This is a genomic window from Pontibacter toksunensis (assembly GCF_042686245.1).
Lineage (GTDB): Bacteria > Bacteroidota > Bacteroidia > Cytophagales > Hymenobacteraceae > Pontibacter > Pontibacter toksunensis.
Genome location: NZ_JBHUOX010000004.1, coordinates 1 through 21210 on the forward strand (window position 1 = coordinate 1; position 21210 = coordinate 21210).

Annotated in this window: 15 protein-coding genes; 3 read left to right on the forward strand and 12 right to left on the reverse strand. The window is 48.3% G+C overall.

The window, feature by feature from the left end; translation table 11 throughout:
* Positions 1 to 210 precede the first annotated feature (210 nt).
* Complete coding sequence (gene yidD / locus ACFS7Z_RS06525) at positions 211 to 432, reverse strand: membrane protein insertion efficiency factor YidD (RefSeq protein WP_377482558.1); 222 nt, start codon at positions 430 to 432, stop codon at positions 211 to 213.
* 97 nt (positions 433 to 529) lie between these two features.
* Here yidD and ACFS7Z_RS06530 point away from each other — a divergent pair, with 97 nt between their 5' ends.
* Positions 530 to 2863, forward strand: coding sequence for a S46 family peptidase (locus tag ACFS7Z_RS06530; protein ID WP_377482560.1), 2334 nt, complete (start codon positions 530 to 532; stop codon positions 2861 to 2863).
* Positions 2864 to 2936: 73 nt separating this feature from the next.
* Here ACFS7Z_RS06530 and ACFS7Z_RS06535 read toward each other — a convergent pair whose 3' ends face one another.
* Positions 2937 to 4403: a SusD/RagB family nutrient-binding outer membrane lipoprotein gene (locus ACFS7Z_RS06535; RefSeq protein WP_377482562.1), complete on the reverse strand. Its 1467-nt coding sequence runs from the start codon at positions 4401 to 4403 to the stop codon at positions 2937 to 2939.
* Positions 4404 to 4421: 18 nt separating this feature from the next.
* Positions 4422 to 7619: a SusC/RagA family TonB-linked outer membrane protein gene (locus ACFS7Z_RS06540; RefSeq protein ID WP_377482564.1), complete on the reverse strand. Its 3198-nt coding sequence runs from the start codon at positions 7617 to 7619 to the stop codon at positions 4422 to 4424.
* Positions 7620 to 7999: 380 nt separating this feature from the next.
* On the opposite strand from ACFS7Z_RS06540, the gene ACFS7Z_RS06545 reads away from it, so the two are divergent.
* Positions 8000 to 8833, forward strand: coding sequence for a hypothetical protein (locus ACFS7Z_RS06545; RefSeq protein WP_377482566.1), 834 nt, complete (start codon positions 8000 to 8002; stop codon positions 8831 to 8833).
* A 1-nt stretch (position 8834) separates the two neighbouring features.
* Here ACFS7Z_RS06545 and ACFS7Z_RS06550 read toward each other — a convergent pair whose 3' ends face one another.
* On the reverse strand, positions 8835 to 10085 hold the full coding sequence (locus ACFS7Z_RS06550; protein ID WP_377482568.1) for a cation:proton antiporter: 1251 nt from the start codon (positions 10083 to 10085) through the stop codon (positions 8835 to 8837).
* Positions 10086 to 10169: 84 nt separating this feature from the next.
* On the opposite strand from ACFS7Z_RS06550, the gene ACFS7Z_RS06555 reads away from it, so the two are divergent.
* On the forward strand, positions 10170 to 12263 hold the full coding sequence (locus ACFS7Z_RS06555) for a ComEA family DNA-binding protein (protein ID WP_377482570.1): 2094 nt from the start codon (positions 10170 to 10172) through the stop codon (positions 12261 to 12263).
* Positions 12264 to 12402: 139 nt separating this feature from the next.
* On the opposite strand, the gene sigZ is transcribed toward ACFS7Z_RS06555, so the two are convergent.
* The 8 genes from sigZ to ACFS7Z_RS06595 form a co-directional block, all read right to left on the reverse strand.
* Positions 12403 to 13017 (reverse strand): RNA polymerase sigma factor SigZ, encoded by a 615-nt coding sequence (gene sigZ, locus ACFS7Z_RS06560; RefSeq protein WP_377482572.1) that lies wholly within the window; start codon positions 13015 to 13017, stop codon positions 12403 to 12405.
* Positions 13018 to 13203: 186 nt separating this feature from the next.
* The gene (locus ACFS7Z_RS06565) at positions 13204 to 13617 is read right to left on the reverse strand and encodes an ArsI/CadI family heavy metal resistance metalloenzyme (RefSeq protein ID WP_377482574.1); all 414 of its coding nucleotides are present in this window, start codon (positions 13615 to 13617) and stop codon (positions 13204 to 13206) included.
* Positions 13618 to 13796: 179 nt separating this feature from the next.
* Positions 13797 to 15704, reverse strand: coding sequence for a DUF3857 domain-containing protein (locus ACFS7Z_RS06570; protein ID WP_377482576.1), 1908 nt, complete (start codon positions 15702 to 15704; stop codon positions 13797 to 13799).
* 53 nt (positions 15705 to 15757) lie between these two features.
* Complete coding sequence (locus tag ACFS7Z_RS06575; protein WP_377482578.1) at positions 15758 to 17719, reverse strand: DUF3857 domain-containing protein; 1962 nt, start codon at positions 17717 to 17719, stop codon at positions 15758 to 15760.
* A gap of 595 nt (positions 17720 to 18314) precedes the next feature.
* Entirely contained in the window at positions 18315 to 18683 is a 369-nt protein-coding gene (locus tag ACFS7Z_RS06580; protein ID WP_377482580.1) for a hypothetical protein, read from the reverse strand.
* Positions 18684 to 18868: 185 nt separating this feature from the next.
* Positions 18869 to 19642 carry a TIGR03915 family putative DNA repair protein gene (locus tag ACFS7Z_RS06585; protein WP_377482582.1) on the reverse strand — a complete coding sequence of 258 codons (774 nt, stop codon included), beginning with the start codon at positions 19640 to 19642 and terminating at the stop codon, positions 18869 to 18871.
* Positions 19643 to 19658: 16 nt separating this feature from the next.
* A complete protein-coding gene (locus tag ACFS7Z_RS06590; RefSeq protein WP_377482584.1) occupies positions 19659 to 19799 on the reverse strand; it encodes a hypothetical protein in 141 nt (46 codons plus the stop codon).
* A gap of 143 nt (positions 19800 to 19942) precedes the next feature.
* The gene (locus ACFS7Z_RS06595; RefSeq protein ID WP_377482586.1) at positions 19943 to 21208 is read right to left on the reverse strand and encodes a putative DNA modification/repair radical SAM protein; all 1266 of its coding nucleotides are present in this window, start codon (positions 21206 to 21208) and stop codon (positions 19943 to 19945) included.
* Between the last annotated feature and the right edge of the window lie 2 nt (positions 21209 to 21210).

A 21210-nucleotide genomic window follows, 5' to 3' on the forward strand; every position in this document is an offset into this window, starting at 1 on the left:
TTTGACTACCTTCATACTGTGGCAGTAGGGGCAGTTTACCTGGATAGTTATCTCGCACATAACTTTCAACTAACACCCTTGCTGCCATACTTATTCCAACATCATACATTCTAGACCACAGCCTAATTTATTTTATATTTTAACCATACCTGTGAATGCTGTAGCAAATAGAGCGACTAAGTCAGGCACATTTCAAAAGTACTACAAGAGCTATTTCACAGGATCGTATCCACTGCCGCCCCATGGGTGGCATCGCCCAATCCGCTTCAGTGCCATTAAGCCTCCCTTGAAGGGTCCGTACTTATTTACAGCATCCACAGCGTACTGCGAACAGGTGGGTGTATAGCGGCAGGCGGAGGGTGTAAGCGGAGATATCATACGCTGGTATACCCAGATGAACGCCAGCATAATTTTCTTGAGGATCCAGGACATGGTTTGGTTTTTGCAACGGCTTAGAAACCTAACAGTTGTTAGGAGCCGTAATAATTTGTTAAATTTGCAACAGTTTAATTCATCTAAACAAATCTCAATGCTAAAAAGAATCCTTTCACTCTTACTTTTAGTCTCGCTTAGCGCACCATTTACGGCCAAAGCAGACGAAGGTATGTGGCTGCCTATGCTCATCAAGCGTCTGAACTATACAGACATGCAGAAGCAGGGGCTGCAGCTAACTGCCGAAGAAATTTATTCTGTGAACAACTCCAGCCTGAAAGATGCCATTGTGCAGTTTGGTGGCTTCTGTACCGGTGAGTTCATCTCCCCGGAGGGTTTGCTTCTCACTAACCACCACTGTGGCTTTGGCGCTATCCAGTCGCACTCTACCACAGAGCATGACTACCTGACAGACGGATTTTGGGCTACTTCAAAAGATCAGGAATTGCCAAACGAAGGCCTGTACGTAGACATTCTCCACCACATGGATGACGTGACAGCCAAAGTACTGGAAGGCATCGATAGCAATACGCCGGAAGAGCAGCGCGCCAGGTTAGTTGCAGAGCGTACGCAGGCTTTAGCCAAAGAAGCTTCTGAGAACGGGAAATATGTTACCTATGTACGCGACTTCTTCAACGGCAATGAGTTCTACCTGTTTGTGTACAACCGCTACAACGATGTGCGCCTGGTAGGTGCTCCGCCGTCTTCAATCGGCAAGTTCGGTGGCGACACGGATAACTGGATGTGGCCGCGCCACACTGGTGACTTCTCTATGTTCCGTGTGTACATGGCGCCGGATGGCTCACCTGCCGCTTACTCCGAAAAGAACGTGCCTTATAAGCCAAAGCACCACCTGCCCATCAACATCGGCGACAAAGAGCCGGGTGATTTCTCTATGGTATTCGGTTTCCCTGGCCGCACAAAGCGTTTCATGACCTCGCATGGCCTGAAACTGGAAGTAAACCAGCTGAACAAGTCGCGCATTAAGCTGCGTGAGCAAAAGCTTGGCCTCTGGAAAGGAGATATGGACAAGGACCCGGCTACACGTATCAAGTATGCCTCTAAGTATGCTTCTACAGCCAACTACTACAAATACTCCATCGGCCAGAACGAAGGAATCAAGCGCATGCGCACCATCGAAGGCAAAATTGTGGACGAGGATAAGTTTCAGGCGTGGGCCAATGCGGATGCTACGCGTAAGGCTACCTATGGCAACGTGCTGAACGACATTGCAGCTGCCTATAAAAACATCGAGCAGTATAACCTGGGAACAGTGTATCTGAATGAGGCTGTGCTGGGAGTAGAATCATTGCTGATGGCGTACCGCTTGTCACCGCTTTATACTACACTGAATTCTGGTAACCATGCTGCTGTACAGAAAGCAGTAGAAGATATAATGCCTCGCGTGGAGTCTCACTTCAAGGACTATAATGCTGCCTCTGACAAAAAAGTGTTCGCTGCTTTGATGAAGAACTACTACGAGGACATCCCGAAAGACCAGCAGCCGGAGGAATTTAAAAAGCTAGTAAACAAGTACAAAGGCGATTTCCAGAAACTGGCCGACTATGTGTACAGCAACTCTTTTGTGGTGTCAGAGCAAAAAACAAAGGACTTCCTGAACAACAACCCGACGCAGAAGAAACTGGAAAATGACCCGGCTTTCCAGATTGTGAATTCTATCATCACCAACTACAGAAGCAACATTGCTCCTAAGCTGGCGGAAAGCAATGCCAAGCTGGATAGAGCGAACCGCCTGTATGTGGCTGGTCTGCGCCAGATGAACCCAGACAAAGTGTTCTACCCGGATGCTAACTCTACACTGCGCCTGAGCTATGGTGCCGTGAAGGATTACAGCCCGCAGGATGGTGTTGTGTATAACTACTACACCACGCTGGATGGCGTGATGGCCAAAGAGGACCCGAACAACGAGGAGTTTGTGGTACCTGCTAAACTGAAGCAGCTATACCAGGCGAAAGAATACGGCCGCTATGCCAACTCGAAAGGAGAACTGGTAACTGACTTTATCACGGATAACGATATTACCGGTGGTAACTCTGGCTCTCCGGTTATTAACGGACGTGGTGAATTAATAGGATTGGCATTCGACGGAAACTGGGAAGCCATGACGGGTGACCTCGTATATGACCCAGCCTATAAGCGCACCATCAACATGGACTCACGTTACCTGCTGTTCCTGATCGATAAGTTTGCTGGTGCTCAGAACCTGATAAACGAAATGACAATTGTAGACAGCAACAGCCCGGGTGCCGGCGACGCTGCGCAGGCAAAAGCCGAGACCACTACCCCACAAGGCGAACTGTTAGAGGCCACCATAAAAGAAGCAAACGAAAAGCTTCGTGCCGGTAAAACAGAGTTTAAAGTGGAGAAAAAGAAAGGCGACGTGAAAGTGAAGCTGCAAGTAAAAGACTAAGCATTGCTTAAGCTAAATATAAAGGCGCCGGAGATATCCCCGGCGCCTTTTTCTATTGTAACAAATAACCAGATTAATCTTCTGTGCCATCATCCCACCATACACCATTGGTATAAATGTTTACATCTGGAACGTTGATAGCATTCGCATCACGCTCACTAAGCGAGTAAGGGAAGCGGAGCGGCGGCGCCGAAATAGAATGTTCGGTAATAAACTCAGGTAAGCCCGTCCTTCTCCAGTCATTATAAGCTTCGAAAGGCTGAAAGTAAAAATAAGCTATCCACTTTTGCCTGATAATGTCATCTAAGTCCAACGTTGCCGGTGATTGTGGCAGAGAGGGATTATCCAGATAATCATCTATTGCGACAGTTAAATCAATACCCAGGTCATCAAACGCAGACCCACCAATCTGCCGTGTCATCGCAGCCCTTATTCCTTCCTGGTAAGCTTCGAACGCTTCTGCCATGTTACCCAAACGCAGGTATGCTTCCGCTTCGATGAACTTCAATTCATCATAGGTCATCATTGGCATTGGAGAGGTAGGGTTCAGCACTGCTGAGGTTACATCAGAGAATGCTACGTTTGCCTGATCGTTCGTAAGGGTGGCATTTGGAGCCCCTACTATTTCTCCAATTTTTGGCACAGGTGCTACCATCGCATCTAATCGCGGGTCATTCAGGTTATCCAGCGTCTCGATAAATCTTTCACTAACTGCAAGGTGTGACCTATCATTTAGCTCCTGAAACCAGGGGTGCTCACCAATGGCTGTATTTTCGTAGCTGTTAAAAATAAATCCATCATCCAAATTCTGAAAACCTTGCTGCGCGGCATCCAGTGCATTTTGTGCAGCATTCTCATTCACATTGGTTAATCTTAACCAATATCTTGCCAACAGGGAATAAGCTGTCCTTTTCCAGTCCGTTACATTACCGTTAAATATCAGGTCAGTGCTTCCGGGGTTGGGACCACCTCTGTCCAGGTCAGCAATGGCTTCATTCAGCAGCTGAAATATCTGGTCATACACTTCCTCCTGTGGGTCAAACACAGGCTGCCTGTTTTCTACCCCCAGCCCTATCTGTGAGTAAGGTACACGTCCCCAGGCATCAGTGGCGACCGAAAGAGTATATGCCTTTAATATCTTAGCGATACCTACGCTGATATAGCTGCCTTCCTCTGATCCTCCTTCCGATCCCTTGGCAATGATGTAATTGAGGTCAGGTAAAACGCCTGCATAAATATTGTTCCACACGTTATTCACTAGCGTTGGGTTCTCCAGGTCTGTCCTTCTGTCCGCTTCCTGCAACTGGGCATGTACCCCTGCCGTGTGCCTTACAAACACAGAGGAGTACCATGCCAGGTCAACGCCATGCACTGCGGTCGGAACGTTAACAGTTACCTGGGGTATCAGCAGTGAAATGCTGACGTCATCCGGGTCATTGGGGTTAGTATCAATTTCATCTAATACATCGTCGCTACAGGAACTGGTACTTATGACCAATCCTATAACTGCCAGAAAGTATAATAATATATTCTTCTTCATGTCTTTTCTCTTTTACAATTAAAAAGTAACTTTTATTCCGGCCCCGTAGCTTCTCGTCTGTGGCAGAGACACATACTCAAGGCCCTGGAAGTTACCGGCACCACCCACGCTCGTCTCTGGATCAAAGTTAGGGTAGTCGGTGATTAGGAACAGATTGCGGCCTGTCAGGAAGAAAGAGGCGTTACTGAACGGTGTGTTTTCCAGCACAGTGGCTGGCAGCGAATAGCTTAGCGCCACCTCTCTTAGTCGCACAAAAGAAGTAGAGTAAATATTAGACTCGGTAATAGCGTCCAATCTGCTCCAGAAAGACTGGTCTTGAGGTATTGCAATGTCGTTTTCGCCTTCCACCACCAGATTTCCATCAGCATCGAAGAAGCCTTTAGAACCTCCGAAAACCTGTGGTGTCTCGCGATCTTCTGTAAGTTCTGCCATACCGTAAATCTTCAGCAGGCGCGTGTTACCAGCATACATGTTACCTCCTTTACGCCAATCAACTTGTGCACTAAGGGCGAAGCCCTTGTAGTCAATGCCGTTGATGAAGGACATTTCAAAATCCGGCTGCACGTTGCCTATATTCTCAAACTCGCCCACCAGTGGCATACCATAGAAAGGATTGGCTGCTCCGTTTATAGTTTGGCGGCTGTCCACCACAATGTTGCCGCCATCGTCTCTTACATAAGAAGAACCAAAGATGATAGGATATGCAGAACCTGCCTGCGCCCGGATGTTTGGCGTTGTAAAACCTCCCAAGAAGATATTATCTACACCAGGGGCTAGCTCCAGCACTTCGTTATTATAAGTAGAGAAGTTTGTGGTGATAGTCCACTGTAATGTCTCGTTCCGGACAGGAATGACGGTTGCCATCAGCTCATGTCCCTTCGTCTGTAACTCACCCGCATTTCTAAATTCAGATAAAAAACCAGCAGCAGGAGAAAGTGGAACACTAAATATCTGGTCCGTTGTGGTTTGTACATAGTAAGTGTAATCAAACACAAGGCGGTTAGCAAAGAACCTGAAGTCACCTCCAAATTCCACTGTTTTGGTGTTCTGCGGTCTAAGATCTGTTGTTCTCAAGGTATTGTTGTAGGAACGCCCTATCACGCTGTTGAAGGGAAAGGCAATACCATCCTGCAAAAAACCAGACCCTGAGGTACCTTGCAGAAAAACGTTTCTCGTGATATAAGCGTCTTCCGGTGCCTGTCCAACTTCTGCATAGGAGGCTCTTATCTTACCGAAATCCAGCACATTGCTTTCAATGCCAAAGGCATCTGTAAACACAAAACCTACTCCCACAGAGGGATAGAAGAAGTCGCGGTTGCCTCTCGCCAGGTTAGATACATAATCCTGGCGTGCGGAAGAGGTCAGGAACAGGTAATTTTTATAGCCTAACTCGAGGTTCGCATAGAAGCCTGCAACCCTTCGACTTGTAAGTATCTCACTGTTCGTCTGCACAATGGTGTTGGCTATGTTGTTAAACCCGCCCTGCTGAATACCAGAACCAAAGTTGTTGATGAAGCGTGTCCTGATGTCATAGATTTCATTCCCCAGCAACAAACTAGCATTCAGGTCTTCTGTAATATCGCGGATAAAGGAAACAGAAATGTTCGAGTTAACCTGGTTTTGGGAGAACACATAGTCGTTTATCTGGCCACCTGATGGTGTAGCCGTTCTACCACCTGTTTGTCCGGATCCCAACTGATAAACTTCTTTACCGTCTGTTGTGAAATAGTCAGTACCTATTCTGTAATTTGCAGTTATCCAGTCAGTTGGCCTGTAAACTAAATTCGCAGATCCAATAAAACGGCGGGTATCTTCAAAGAACTCATTGTTTGCCACAGACCATCTCGGGTTATCAATCGCTGAACGGTAGTTTACCTGCCGGAAAGGGTTGGCAGGGTCGGCATACGGGAGCCCCCATAGATCATAGGTTCGGGGAGCCGCATAGAGCGTGAAAAGTGGATTGGACAAGTTAGAACCACCCGGCACCTTATCGACGTGTGTATCTGAATAGATAGCAGATACGCCCAGCGTTAGCTTTGGATCAACGGTAAAATCTCCCGCTACTTTCGCATTAAGCCTTTCCATGCCTGTAGTTGGCACAATACCTTCCTGATCGGTGTATCCAAGTGAAACGGCATAGTTTCCAAAATCACCGTTATTGGCAACAGTGAGTGAATTTGTAAAAGTGTGGCCTGTCTCAAAGAAAGGCTCTACGTTATCAAAAACGACATTCCCGGGCACTGTTTCTCCCACAGCGTTTACCACATCGCCAAGTGTACTAATTCGAGGGCCCCAGGAAATGGAAGTGGCGTTATCATAATTGCCCCCTGAGCCTTGAGCATATGTATCCTGCAGGTCTGGCAGCACAGATACCTTATCTATGGAGTAATCAGAACTAAAGGACACGACAGCTCCTTTTCTCTCGGCTAAGCCCTTTCCTTTTTTAGTTGTGATAACAACAACACCGTTTGCAGCGCGGACACCATATAACGCTGCAGCTGCACCTCCTTTCAAAACGGTCATGGACTCTATATCATTCGGGTTGATATCAAGTGCTCTGGAAGAAGCATCCGCACCACTAATACCACCTGTACCGGGTCCGTTACCAGTAACAGGATCCTGCTGAATGGAGCCGCTTTCAATTGGCATACCATCCACCACATAAAGCGGCTGGTTGTTACCTGTAAAAGAACGGTTACCGCGAATGGTGATGGTGGAAGAGGAGCCTGGCAAACCACTTGACTGACGCACAATAACACCGGCTACTTTACCCTGTATGGCGTTTGTTACGTTAGGCTGATTTGCCCTGGTCAGCTTTTCACCATCAATCTGCTGCACCGAGTAACTCAGTGCCTTTTCCTCCCGCTCTATACCGAAAGCTGTCACAACAACCTCGCTTAGCTGCTTCGTGTCAAGCACAAGCCCGACATCAATAGTGCTTTGATTGCCTATAACTCTTTCACTCCGAGTGTAACCAACATATCTAAAAATAAGGGTTTGAGATGCTGCTGGCTCAGGAACTTGCAAACTAAATTCGCCTGATATCCCTGTTGTAGCACCAATATTTGTTCCTCTGACTTGAACTGACACACCAGGCAAAGGCTGTCCGCTTTCCTCGTCCACCACTGTACCAGTTACAGTAGTGGTACCTTGTGCAAAGCATTCTATCGACATCATTATTGCTAGCAGAAGGTTAAATAGTAAAGTCTTTTTCATAAGCAGTTTTATTTATATTTAGTTATTGGAATAGATTAATTTTTGTGCAGAAGCTAAGTACATTAAATACGAATTTAGGATACTGGTATGTCTCCTGTTAAAATACAATCTCAGTTCATTTATGCTTCAACAAACTAATTCTAAGTGTAGACATCCAATTTTATTGAGTACATAATCTAAATTACCAAGGGAAGGTTTCTATTATAAGTTTCTTTGTAACAGCAACTTAAGAGCAAAAACAGACTGTAACTATAACTAAGTGTACTAGTGTTTTGTATAAAAAAATCACTTATTCGTATGGAGATACTCGTAGTTCATATGAATAAATTCATTTTTACATGGGTATATAAAAATACCTGTCACTGTACTTCCAGAATCTCATGAAGCTAAATCTAATTATAGTGCTATTTATTGGGTTAGTGCTGTTATCTGAAGCACATGCGCAGGCAGATGAACCAATGGGTGCACGTGCCGCTGCCCTAGGAAATGCTTCTGTCACGCTTCCTGGTTTATGGGCATTACACAACAATGTGGCAGGCATTGCAAACATGGTGCAGCCTGAGGTGGGTGCCTATGTCCATAACAGGTTCGGCATAAGCGCATTCACAACAGTGGCCTTGCAGGCCGTATATCCTACAGGTAAGTATGGCACTTATGGCCTGAGCATGAGCAGGTTTGGGGATGAGTTGTATAGCCAGCAGGCGCTTGGCATTGGTGTGGCGCATAAACTGGGGCAGTTTAGCTTGGGTGCTAAAGCCGATGTATGGCAGGTGGCTGTAGAGGGCTATGGCAGCAGAAAGGCCGTGGCCTTATCAGTTGGAGGGCAGGGTGAGATAATTCCAAACCTGTACTTTGGCGCCTATGCCTATAACCTGAACCAGGCGAGGCTGTCGTCCTTCGAGGATGAGCGCCTTGCCACCATCATGAAGGCAGGCCTTTCTTACAGGCCCCACCTGCGGCTGCTGTTAGCCATAGAGACAGAGAAAAACATAGCGCATGATGCTGACTTTAAAGCAGGTATTGAGTACCAGGTACTAAAGGAGAAGTTTACCCTACGCACCGGCTTCAGCACCCTTACGGGCAAAGCTACTTTTGGCGCAGGTTTTCAGGCAAGGCAGCTGCAGGTAGACTATGCTCTTGGCTCCACCACCCTACTCGGCCTTAGCCACCACCTTTCCCTCTCTTACCAGTTCGATGTAGCCAGAAGCGAGTAAACTATACAGTCACTTTCTTTCGGGAAAGCCGCCGGATAAGTGGCTCGATGGTTAGCCCCTGCACCAACAGCGACAGCAGCACTACGGCATAGGTGATGGCCACAATCAGGTCGCGGTGCATGTCAGGGGTAAGCGACAAAGCCAGTGCAATAGAGATGCCGCCCCGCAAACCTCCCCACGTCATAATAGGCAAGGTGCCGGGGGTAAAGGCACGGTTAAGGCGTAGGGTATAAGATGGAACGGCCAGGGCTATATAACGCACTACCAGTACAATCACGGTCGTAATCAAACCTACTATCACATACTCCCACCTGAAGGGCACTAACAGCAGTTCCAGCCCAATCAGCACGAACAGCACGGCATTGAATATCTCATCCACCATCTCCCAGAACTTGGTCAGGTAGTCTGCTGTTTGCTCACTCATCGCCAGCTTCGTTCCCTGGTTGCCAATCAGCAGGCCAGCCGCCACCATGGCTAGCGGGCCTGAGAAGTGAAAAATCTGGGCAATACTGTAGCCCCCGGTTACCACTGCCAGCGAAATCAGCACCTCTGTCTGGTAATGGTCGATGCGCTTCATAAAGAAGTAGGCAATGTAGCCAATGAGCAGCCCCAGCACAATGCCTCCGCCAACTTCCAGCAGGAAAAGCTCTGCTATAAAAGAACCCTCAATGTTAGCCAGCCCCTGCTGGGCAATCTGGAAGAGAGAAATAAACACCACTACACCCACGCCATCATTAAAGAGGGACTCGCCTGTAATGCTCACCTCCAGCTGCTTCGGGATGTTGGCTTTTTTGAGGATGCCCAGCACCGCAATGGGGTCTGTGGGGGAGATGAGGGCGCCGAACAGCAAGCAGTAGATATAATCAATGGGCTGCCCCACAATTTGCAGCAGGAAGTAAAAAGCTGTACCGGTTAAAGCGGTGGAAATGGCCACACCCACAGTGGCAAAAATCATGATAGACCACTTTGACTTCGACAGCTTTTCCAGGTCAGTGTGCAGCGCACCGGCAAAAAGCAGGAAGCTCAGCATAAATTCCAGCAGTATCTCTGAAAAATCAATACCCCGCAGTTTGGCCTCCACCATCAGCTCAAATTTAGGAGACACTGCCCCCCACCCCTGCACCAGCAAAGAGATTAAAAGACCGGCCAGCAGGAGCGCAATGGCACTAGGTAAACGGATAAACTTTTGGTTGATGTAAGCAAAGAAAGCCGAGATAACAAGTATCGCAGAGAAGAGGTGAAAGAGCTCCATGTAACTATTTTTAGATAACCTACATTAAACTACCTATAGCTTAACGAGAGATTTAAACATATTCTATTTTGTGTACTGATGCCTATGGTACAAAGGTTACTGCTGTGTTGGTTTACGTTGCTCTTTGTGGTGCCGCTGCAGGCACAGGATTACGCACGCCAGAACATCGACCTCGACCTGCTGGTGCAGGAACTCTTCTCTGAGCAGGAAGATGAAAACATAAGCTACGAGGACTTGTACGAGACGCTGTTCCAGTACTACCAGCGCCCCATCGACCTGAACCATACTACACCAGAGGAACTTGCTTCACTGTACCTGCTTTCGCGGCCGCAGATTGCATCTTTCTTCCAGTACATAGAGGAGAACGGGGAATTGCTGAGTATTTATGAGTTGCAGGCCGTGCCAAACTTCGACCTGCTCACAATTTACCAGTTGCTCCCTTTTGTGCGGGTGCAGGATGCGGGTTTGCAGGCCGACCAGAGGCCGCTGTGGCAGCGTGTCATCGGGGAGGATAACAACGCGCTGATATTACGGTATGAGCGGACACTGCAACAGCGCCGTGGCTATTCCGCAATAGATAATACCAGCAGCCGCTCTACTACCCGCTACCTGGGGTCCCCAAATAAGTTATTCTTACGTTACCGCGTCAGCCATGCCCGCGACTATAGTTTCGGCATTACGGCTGAGAAAGACGCCGGGGAACAATTCACCTGGTCGCCTGGCACCCGCCGATATGGGTTTGATTACTACACCGCACACCTGCAGCTTTACAATAAGGGGAAATTTAAAACGATAGCACTAGGCGATTACCAGTTGCAGTTCGGGCAAGGGTTATTGCTTTCATCGGGCTACAGTGTGGGCAAGGGCAGCGAAACCATTGCCACTGTGAGCAGGGCAAACCTGGGCATCAGGCCTTACAACTCTGTCCTGGAATATGCTTTTATGAGAGGAGCAGCGGCCACCTATACAGCAGGAAAAATAGATATTACCGGCTTTTACTCTAACAAACGTGTAGATGCCAACCTGCAGGCACAGCTTGACACGCTGAGCACATTCAATGACTTTTTCACAGGTGTCCAAACCACTGGCTTTCACCGCACCCCTACTGAGCTGGCAAACAAGCACCAGGTACGGGAGCAGGTATATGGCGCAAACGCCTATTACAAATCTGACAACAGGGCTTTTTCTGCTGGCATTACGGCAATGGGCACTCATTACAGTTCTCCCATTCAGAAGGCGGGAGCTCCTTACCAGCATTTCGAGTTTAATGGCACCAGCAACTATAACATTGGTGCAAACTACAGCTATACCTGGCAGAATGTGTACCTGTTTGGAGAATCGGCCATGAGCAAAAGTGGTGGCATCGGCAGCGTAAACGGTCTCATCGCTAACCTGTCTAACAACATAGAACTTTCCATGCTCTACCGCTACTATGCCCGTAACTTCCACACCTTCTACGGCAGCGCATTTGGCGAGAGCACACGAAACATCAACGAGCAGGGCTTTTACACCGGTATCAAAATCAGGCCCATGCCTAAGTGGGAAGTCACCGCGTATTATGATCGATTTCGTTTTGCGTGGCTACGCTACCATGTGGATGCACCTTCCTACGGACATGAATACCTGGTGCGGCTGTACTTCAGGCCCAACCGCCAGAGCAGCCTCTATGCGCAGATGCGGTATGAGAGCAAAGGACGCAACGTGTTCAATAACACCACCAACATAGATTATGTGGCTCAGGCAGCGCGCAGGAATTATCTGATTTATTTCGAGACCTCTCCCACACGCATGCTTCACCTGAAGTCGAGGGTGCAGTTCAGTACCTATAGCCATGAGTCGCCTCAGACAACAGGCTACCTGATTGCGCAGGATGTGAATTTTACTTTCAGCAAAGTACGGCTCAGCACCCGCTACGCCCTCTTCGACACCGACAGCTATAACACCCGCCAGTATGCGTACGAGCGCGACGTACTGGGTGCTTTTTCTATTCCGGCATTCAGCGGCAAAGGCACCCGCCTCTATGCCCTGCTGCAGTTCCGCCCCCTCCGTGATTTGGATATCTGGGTAAAGTATGGCATCACGCACTACCGCAACCAGGATACCATCGGTTCGGCTCTTGAAATAATCGAAGGCCCCAGAAGGTCGGATGTGAAAGCGCAGGTGCGGTATAAATTTTAATTGCTTATTAATCGTTACCCGTTTTGAGATGAGTTGCTAATGATGCTCGTTATGTTTGCTGCTCAACCAGAGGTTTGTGCAGGCATTTGCATCAAGTCAAATCTTACAAAACGTCACGTGATACGAAAACGAACAACGATTAACGAGCATTGAATAACGAACCACTACAGCTGGCTTTCACTTGTGCACTTATAACCTGTCCGTCCTTATCAAATTCTAAGTGGCAGCACTCCAGGAACAGCGCTTTTAGCTTTTCACGGCCGCGCTGAATGCGGGACTTGGCTCCTGAGTAGGACATACCCAGCCGTTGCGCAATCTCTTTCTGGCTGACTCCTTCCAGCTCGCTCAGGCGGAGCGGTTCAGCGTATTCTGGTGGCAACAGGTTGATAAGCGGCTCCACCAGGGCCTCGACCTCGTGGCGCGCCTGCTCGGGCAGCTCCTCTACTGCAAGCTCTGTTTCGATACCCAAGGGTTGGCAGCGGCTGTTCTCCCGGAAGAAATCATATACTGTGTTGCGGGTAATCTGGTAGAGCCAGGCCTTCAGGTTATGCACTTCCTGCAGCTGTTCGCAGTTCTTATACAGCTTTAGGTAGAGCTGCTGCAGAATATCATCCGCCACATCTTTATCCAGCACCCGCTTCTGCACAAAACCTTTCAGTTGCGCTTCATAAACCAGGAATACAGGCGCTACGGCTGCACAGGAGTCTATGGCAGCAGCCTGATGGGGCTTAATGTTGTTACAGCAGTTTTCCATGTTCCGCTACTGGTTTTGAAAGATTGTTTAAAGCAAGTAGAATATGTATTGGCGGCTGTTAAATTTAAGAAAAGCTAATATGGGAATAGCTGATTGTATCTAAAATAAAATGGGAATGAACAGCAGCAGCCACATCTTACATTTTCACATGTGGCTGCTGCTAATGCAGTTTATTATATAAATGGACTAATGCTCTTCAATTTGTGCGGCTCTGGCATTCGCGCCTTCTCCATATACCGTTGACTCGCCAAACGTATAAAATGCTTCCCAATCCACGCCCTGCGGGTCAGTTATCCATGATTTCTCAGATTTAGCGTAGCAGCAGGTGCATTGGCCTTCTTCCCTTATGGCTCCCTTCGCATTTTTCAGGTTGCCGTATACTTCCGCCAGTTCTTCCTCGCTTTCCGCCTGAATGCCCAGGTGCTCGATACCGGCGTTTTCAGGGTGTAATGAGATGGCGAAGTTGATGCGCGGATCTTCCAGCATCCACTTGGCGTAATCTTCTTTCAGTACAGTAGGCGCTGTGGCAAATAAGGCTGTGTAAAACGCCGTTGACTCTTGCAGGTTCTTAACGCGTACATTTACATGGAATCTTTTCATGGCTCTAGCTCTTTTTTGGGTCCTTATTTGATTTACACCCTGATGACGGAGAGAACTCTGAAAAGACGCAGGCTCCTGAAAGTTTTTTAGAAAAACTTTCAGGAGCCTGCGTCTCATTTGTATCCCACCGCTTTTTGTTAATGCTGCAGAATAATTCGCACAGATTTACATCAACGCCTCTACGGTATGTTTTTCACAAATACCACCTTCTCGCTGTCTGACTTTATCACGTTGTTCAGGAACGTTACCAGTTGCGTGTAAGATTCCGGGCTGTAGCGGCCTTTGCCCATTTGCATGCTGCGCAAGTACACAACCCGCTGCCCATCCACTTTCACAGAGGCTTTGTACTCCCCAAAAACAGATTTATGCACCACTTCCTGCGGCAGGTACTCTACTGCGTAGCCAGCGGGCAGCTGAAACTCCACCGTATCCACATCCAGGAAGGCCATTCTGCGCACTACATCCGTTAACCTTTTTTCCTTCTGGTTAGGTACGTAGGTCCACTTGCTCATCAGGTTGGGAGATACAAACATACGTTTGCCGCTGATGGTGGCACACTGGCGAAGGCTTAGCTCCAGTTGCTCTGTTACTGCTGGCAGCTTGTCCTTCTGCTGCACGAAAGCATACTTCTCTATTTCAAAGGCAGGAATTTTCACCTGCTGGTACAGCCATTTGCGCTGCTCATCAGGCTGCATGTTCTGAACAGCATTGGCATGCGACTCCTGCTGCAAGCCGGTATAACGTGTCGTAACGCTGGCGCTGCCGCTTCCTTTCTCATCCAGTGTCACTTTTATCTGGCGTATCTGGGCATTATCAGTGGCTTTGTAGTTAGGCGTTTTCACCAGCTTGCCTCCTTCAGGCGTAATCAGCAGCGCATGGCGACCACCAGTGGAGCTCCCGGCATATCCTGCCGCCTCTGTCTGGCTCGTACACTCCAGCCAGAGCGTGTCTTTGGCCATCGGAACGGACAGTACCACATGGTTAAACTGGCTGCTCGGGAAGTTGGTCCTGATATCCGGCTCACCGTCTCCGGCACGAATCAGGGCCTGGTATGAATTTATACCGACTGCTTTCAGCATGGCTTGTGTGTAGTTAGTTAGCGCCTTACAGTCGCCGTAGCCTTTGCTGTCCACAAAGCTAGCCTCGAAGGGCTGCCAGCCGCCTATACCCAGCTGAATGGATACATAGCGTGTTTTTCCCTGCAGGTAATCATACACAATCCGCACCTTCTCTTCCTGTGTTTTTGCTTTGGAGGTCAGCTCAACCAGCTTTTGCTTCGTAGCCTCCGGCAGCACATCCCGGCCTTTGTTCAGCTGGTCTATCCAGAGGCCATAGCTTTTCCAACTCTCCATGTTGCCCTTGTAGCCTTCTACCTCAAAATCCGTTGGAGCCGTGCGCACAATAGGCACCAGTTCCTCCAGCCCAGGACCAAAAGGCTCTGTTTCCACAGGTTTCAGGTTCTGCACCTGCCAGGTATACACCTCATGGGTAGCTGTAGCTGTTTTCTTTGCAGGCTGCGGCACGTTGCTTTCTAGGTAACGCAGCTTCATTCCCAGCGGCATCTGCACCTCAAAGCTGGCCTTCTCCACTGTCAGACGCTCTTCGTCCTGAGGGTGAAATATGGGATAAAACAGCAGGTTTTCAAAAGTCACCTCATACTCAAACTCTACGGTATACGGGTACACCGTGTGTGTCAGGTCAGCAATCTTCACCCGGTTGTCCTCATACAGGGAGAAGTCGCTGATGGCGCTCACATCGGTAACATCCTTGTTTTTCAGGGTCTTTATCTTATTTCCTGAACGGTCATAAGAAACACCTTTGATGTAGCCCACTTTACTCAGCTTGTCGTAATGCACGTACTGCTTTGCCCGGTGGTTACCGTTGTTGTTTAGAATAGTGATGGACACTTTGTACCTGGTGGTACCGCTCTTGAGAGAGTTTACAGTAAAAATGGTCTCTTCTGAGCGAATAATAATGTTAGTATCATCTGAAGGTCGGCTGACGCTGCTTTTAGTGTCCGCCATTGCTGGAGACTGCAGGAGTAGCAGGCAAACGAAGCCCCAGAGAAAGGTATGGATCTTTCGCATAAATACTGTTCGACAGTTTGTAATCAGGCTCATGATAGTGGTTTAAAGTTCCTTTAGTTTGCTGCTACTTTTTTCAGCACAATCTGCTCCGCCTGCTTCGCAATTATCTGATTGTAAAACTCCTTGAGGAGGGCATATTCCGGTGCGAAAAAAACCGGCTTGGTTATGCTCACCTTGCTCATCACCTGTAAGCTGCTTCCCTCCTGCTTCACCACATACATGAACCGGCCGCCCTTCTCAGGCAGGTTCACAACCAGGCTCTTGGGGACTTCATCCAGCTCATAGCCAGCAGGAATAGTGAAATGACTGATAAATGTTTCGTCTCTCGGTGTACCAAAATCCACCGGGTACAGGCGCTCATTCAGCTTGAATGGATTCTCCTCCTCTGCCTGCCCTAGCATGGGGTTCAGGTAAATGATGCTGACCTGGCCGTTGCTATTGGCACTGATGTTATAAGTAATATCCAGGGCTTTATTCACATCTGTCAGGTTCTTGATTTCAGGCTTCGTCATCTTAAAATCACCAACCTCTTTGGCTATGCGCTCTGCAAATTTGCTTTCCCCTTCCTCCAGAATAGTCTTCCGCAGGTATAGCGCGTTGTAACCACCAGCAGACTCGTGTCCGGTACCAGTCAGCTCACCCTTTTCATTTATGGTAAGCTTCGCATTGAAGAGCTTGGTATAAGCTGTTGAAGGGTTCAGTTCCACCCAACGCTGGTCCGCTTTCTTTATCAGGCGCCCATTTCCGTTCAGGCAGCGGAATGGCAGCATACCTACAGGCGAAAGTGGCTCTGTGGCATCCAATAGGTACTCCTGCCCGCCTACATTCACATGTGTTATCACATAGTTGAATTTGTTTATCATCGGACTATAGTTGGTCAGTACACGACCATGGTCCCGTGTGCTGACCAGCACCGGAGCTGCATCCAGGCCAGCCTCCAGCAGCATGGATGTTAGCAGCAGGTTAATTTCTGCAGCGCTTCCCTGGCGCAGGTCATACGCTTTCCGGATAGGGTTGCTCGTGTAAAGGCCGGTGTGCTGGTTCCACTTCATGCGTGCCTTCACAAGGTCAAAGATTGCCTGCATCTGCTGCTCCGGCTCTTTATGCTTGACTTTGATAGCGGCAATCTCATCTTTAAAGAAGCCATTGCGGTTTAGCTGAGCGCCAAAAGAAGTCTCTGCCAGCAGGTCTTCTGTTACTTTATTCCAGCTTCCAGTCATGATCTCGGTGCCTCTTCCGGGTATGTTCACCTGCTGCAGCTCAAACTCTATCTTTGACTGGTAGTCACCCAACGAGGTGATATACTTCTCCTCCTTAAGGGCAGGCACATCTTTCATGACCCACACATAGGAGTTGTTAATCATTTCTGTACCACCATTGCTCTGCTTGTCGTTCTGGTGCAATGGATGGTAGCCCTGCATCTGGAACCTGTAGTCGAAGTACTGCGGGATGCGCGCGCGGTATTCACTCCATACCGTTGGAATGGTGGACTGGAACTCCCACTCACGCAAATTGTACACCCTGTCGGAAGTAATAGTATAGCTTACATCAATTACAGATCCTTCTTTTACATTTGGCATCGTGAACTTCTTCAGGTACCAGTACTCATTCCGCTGCTCATCGAAAACAGTTTTAGACTCGAGTTTCACTTTCTCTACTTTTCCGTTCTCTAGGTTATAAGTATAGCCCTTGATGCTACCCACATTGTCTTTTGTAGAACCATTTCTGTAGTAAGGCACCGAAATGTTTGCCCAGTCATAACCGGACTTTTTCAGAATTTTGATGCGAATGTGGCGCTCTGTTACCACCTTCAGGTCATTCACCAGGTTAAAAGTGGTAAAGCCATAGTCTGACAGGATAACTGCGGCTGCGCTGGTGTCTTTGTCATACGTGCGCAATTTTAGCTCTGCCTCGTCTATTTTGCCGAATTTAGCGGCCTGTGCCAGCACCTGCGACCAGGAGCAGCAAAACAAAGAGAGGAGCAGAACAAGTTTTGTGGGTGAGTTTGTATTCATAGATAAGCTGTTGTTGAGTGAATTGAATTTGGTTTAGATTTAATAAGCGCCTGTAAATCTCGGAGAAGTCTATTTGCATACAGATTATAGTGTTCCCAGCAAAACATTTCTCCAAGTCGGCCTAAATAAAGTAATATAATAGTATATAATCAAACTAAATATATAAATATTCTTTTTCTTTCATTTAGCAGTTAAATTCCGGCATTTACACCCTACTATTCAATATATTCTATGGCTGCTCCCACAGAGGCACCTGCGTAAGTCTTATTCCGCACAAATAAACTCCTGCAGTATATCGTCATTCAGCTGCAGGCAAAACTGACAAGTATGGGCAATTGAGGGTTATGATTTAATTGAGATAGCGCAGGCGGCTGTTATCCTGCCGCAAAACCGGGAATATGCCGGGTACTCTCCTTCTTTTGACATGAACGGCTTCAGCAGAACAGAAGCCAGAGAGATAAGTCGATGCATGAGGGAAAGGTAGAAGGCAGATGAAGTGAATGTAAGAAACAACAAAAGGCAGAGCGGCAGCCTAAGATATACTTAGTGCTGCCGCTCTGCCTTTTGTTATTCTACTGGTTTTACTTTATGTCTCTTATAAGTAGGATTTAAAGTTTTTACCGTCCTGCCAGAATTCACGGCATGCATCCCGCTGCTCCTGAATAAATTTATGGTTCCGTTTCAGGTCTTTCCAACTGCCATAGCCAAGTCGCTCACAAAGCCTGAAAAAGTTGTCTCCCTGGTTCTTCTGCCCTTTAACACGCACCAGAGCACTAAGCAGAGGCCTCCCGGCTGCATGCTCTTTTTCTGAAATCTCATCGATTACCTCTGTCAGCATCGATTTCTCGTATGTGTTTTCCAGGTTCAGGCCGAGTTCAGCCTCGTAGATAAGATTTTGGAAGGACATCAGGTGCGCCCGACCCCGGGCTACTTGAATCAATTTCTTTCGTACCCTTGTGTTCATAGTGTAAAACATGTTTTACGCAGCATAAAGATCCAAGCGATTTTCTCCCCCAGATCCTTTACCTGCAGATACAACTAAAAAATAATATATATAACATTGAACGTATTTTAGAAGAAATGGTTGCGATAAAAGTGCAGTTATTTTCTTTTTTTAGTACAAAACACGATTTGAAGCTCCAGAAGATGCTACCGCAGCGCGTGGGGTTGCTTCTCTGACAGGTATTTCCAGTAGCGCCTGGGGATGTGGCGCAGGTGTAGCTTTGGGTTCTTCCGTTCCGGAATGTTCACATGGTCGAAGTATACCTGCCATAGCTGTTTGTACCTGTCTTCTTCCGCATCCAGCGCAACACCGGACAGGTTTTTGCGCTGGTGGGGCGGCAGGTCCAGTTTTATAAAAGTTGTGTTGTGCAGGTCGTAGTATATGCCATAGCGGCGGCGGGTATCGTATATTGCCCAGTGCTGGTCTGCATACCGTTTCCGGAAGTGGCTCATAATAAGCGGCAACACATTAAAGTCAGGGGAAATGGTGGCGTAGAACAGTTCATCTGCTGTTTTCTGAAAGCGCACAAAAGCCTCCATACGGTGTTTTTCGCGGTGCACCTGCTTTGCCGCCTGCTGCACCTGCAGCACGCAGGGCGCGGCAAAATTGCCCTCTATGTTCTCTTCCGTCCCGAAGACTAATCTGCTATAGTCGAAGATAATTTGCTCCAGGCCGGGCTGCTCCCACAGGTAAGTGTAGTAAAGCTCTTTTAGAGCCCCTGCCGATAGCTTTTTCTGCAACCCCTGCCATACACGCTGCGCCTTCTGCTCGTCTGCCACCACGGCAGTGGTTTCTCCGAACATACTGGGTTGCGCCACCTGCTCCTGCTCAATGCTGGTAGGCCAGGCTTTGCGCTCATACGCCTCGAACACCACTGTCAGCAGCCCTTCGAAAGTACCATCGTAGGTATACAGGTGCATAGCAGTACAGGCTGTGTTATTTATTTCCGTTGTAGCTGTTGCGACTTTTCTCTCCGTTCTCGGATTGCATTCTGGCAGTCAGGCTCTGTAGTTGCGGCACCAGCATATTAAGTTTGCAGCAAAGAGACACACGGGCAACCTTCTGATTTTTTCTCATGACAGTAACTTCTTTAGTTTGAACAGAATTAGATGTATGATTTGATTTGACTGTTTTCTTTTTTGCTGCGGCCATTGCTTTCAAAGACAAATGATGCTGATTACCCGGCTTCCCCCTCACATATTTGTACAAACCGCCCGACATTAGCCAACCTGCCGGAACAGGTCCAGTTGCTGCGTCAGCAGTGCGCTCCGCACAGAACCATCACCGAACAAAATCTTGTTGCGGATTTGCTGCGAGTCAAGTTCCTGCCGTTGCAGGCTTCTGGTCTGGCAGGTGATAAAGTACTTCGCCCGCTTCAGCACGACCCCCATCTGGCGCAGGTGCTCAAACTGAAGTGCTGTAAACATCCTTGCCGACACAATCTTTTTAGCCGACTTCACTCCTATGCCAGGCACACGCAGGATTATCTCGTAATCTGCCGTATTGATCTCCACCGGGAAAGCAAAGCGATTGCGCAGTGCCCACGCCAGTTTTGGGTCAATGTCCAGTTCCAGGTTCGGGTGCAGTTCATCTGCAATCTCCTTTGCGTCAAAGCCATAAAAGCGCATCAGCCAGTCGGCCTGGTAAATCCGATTCTCCCGGATAACAGGTGGCTCCGTGATGATGGGCAGACGGTTGTCGCTGCTCACCGGCACGTAACCGGAGTAATACACCCGCTTCAGGCTATAGTTCTTGTACAGCTGATTCGAGAGCTGCAGAATCTGGTGATCATTTTCTGCAGAGGCTCCAACAATCAGCTGCGTGCTCTGGCCGGCAGGCGCAAAGGCAGGCGCCGACTTGAACAACTTCTTCTCTTCCTTTGCCTGCACCAGTTGCTGGCTGATGGAGCCCATTGGCAGCAGAATCTCATTGTAGTTCTTCTCTGGTGCCAGTTGTTGCAAACTTGCCTCTGATGGCAGCTCAATGTTTACACTCAGCCTGTCGGCATACAGCCCCGCCTCTTTTATCAGTTCCTCACTGGCGCCCGGTATCGTTTTCAGGTGGATGTAGCCGTTAAACTTATGCTCCTGTCGCAACTTCTTAGCCACCCGCACGAGGCGCTCCATCGTGTAATCCGCATTTTTGAATATTCCGGAGCTCAGAAACAGCCCTTCAATATAATTGCGGCGGTAGAAGTTAATCGTAAGGTCCACTACCTCCTGCACCGTGAAGGCGGCACGCTCCACATCATTGCTCTTGCGTGTAACACAGTAGGCACAGTCGTAAATGCAGAAATTGGTGAGCAGAATCTTAAGCAATGATACGCAACGGCCATCCTCTGTATAGCTGTGGCAGATGCCCATTCCCTCGGCATTTCCTAAACCTTTGTTCTCATTCTTGCGCTTCCCACCGCTGGAAGAGCAGGACACGTCGTACTTCGCAGCATCTGCTAATATCTTTAGCTTGTCACTTATCTTACTGTCCATAC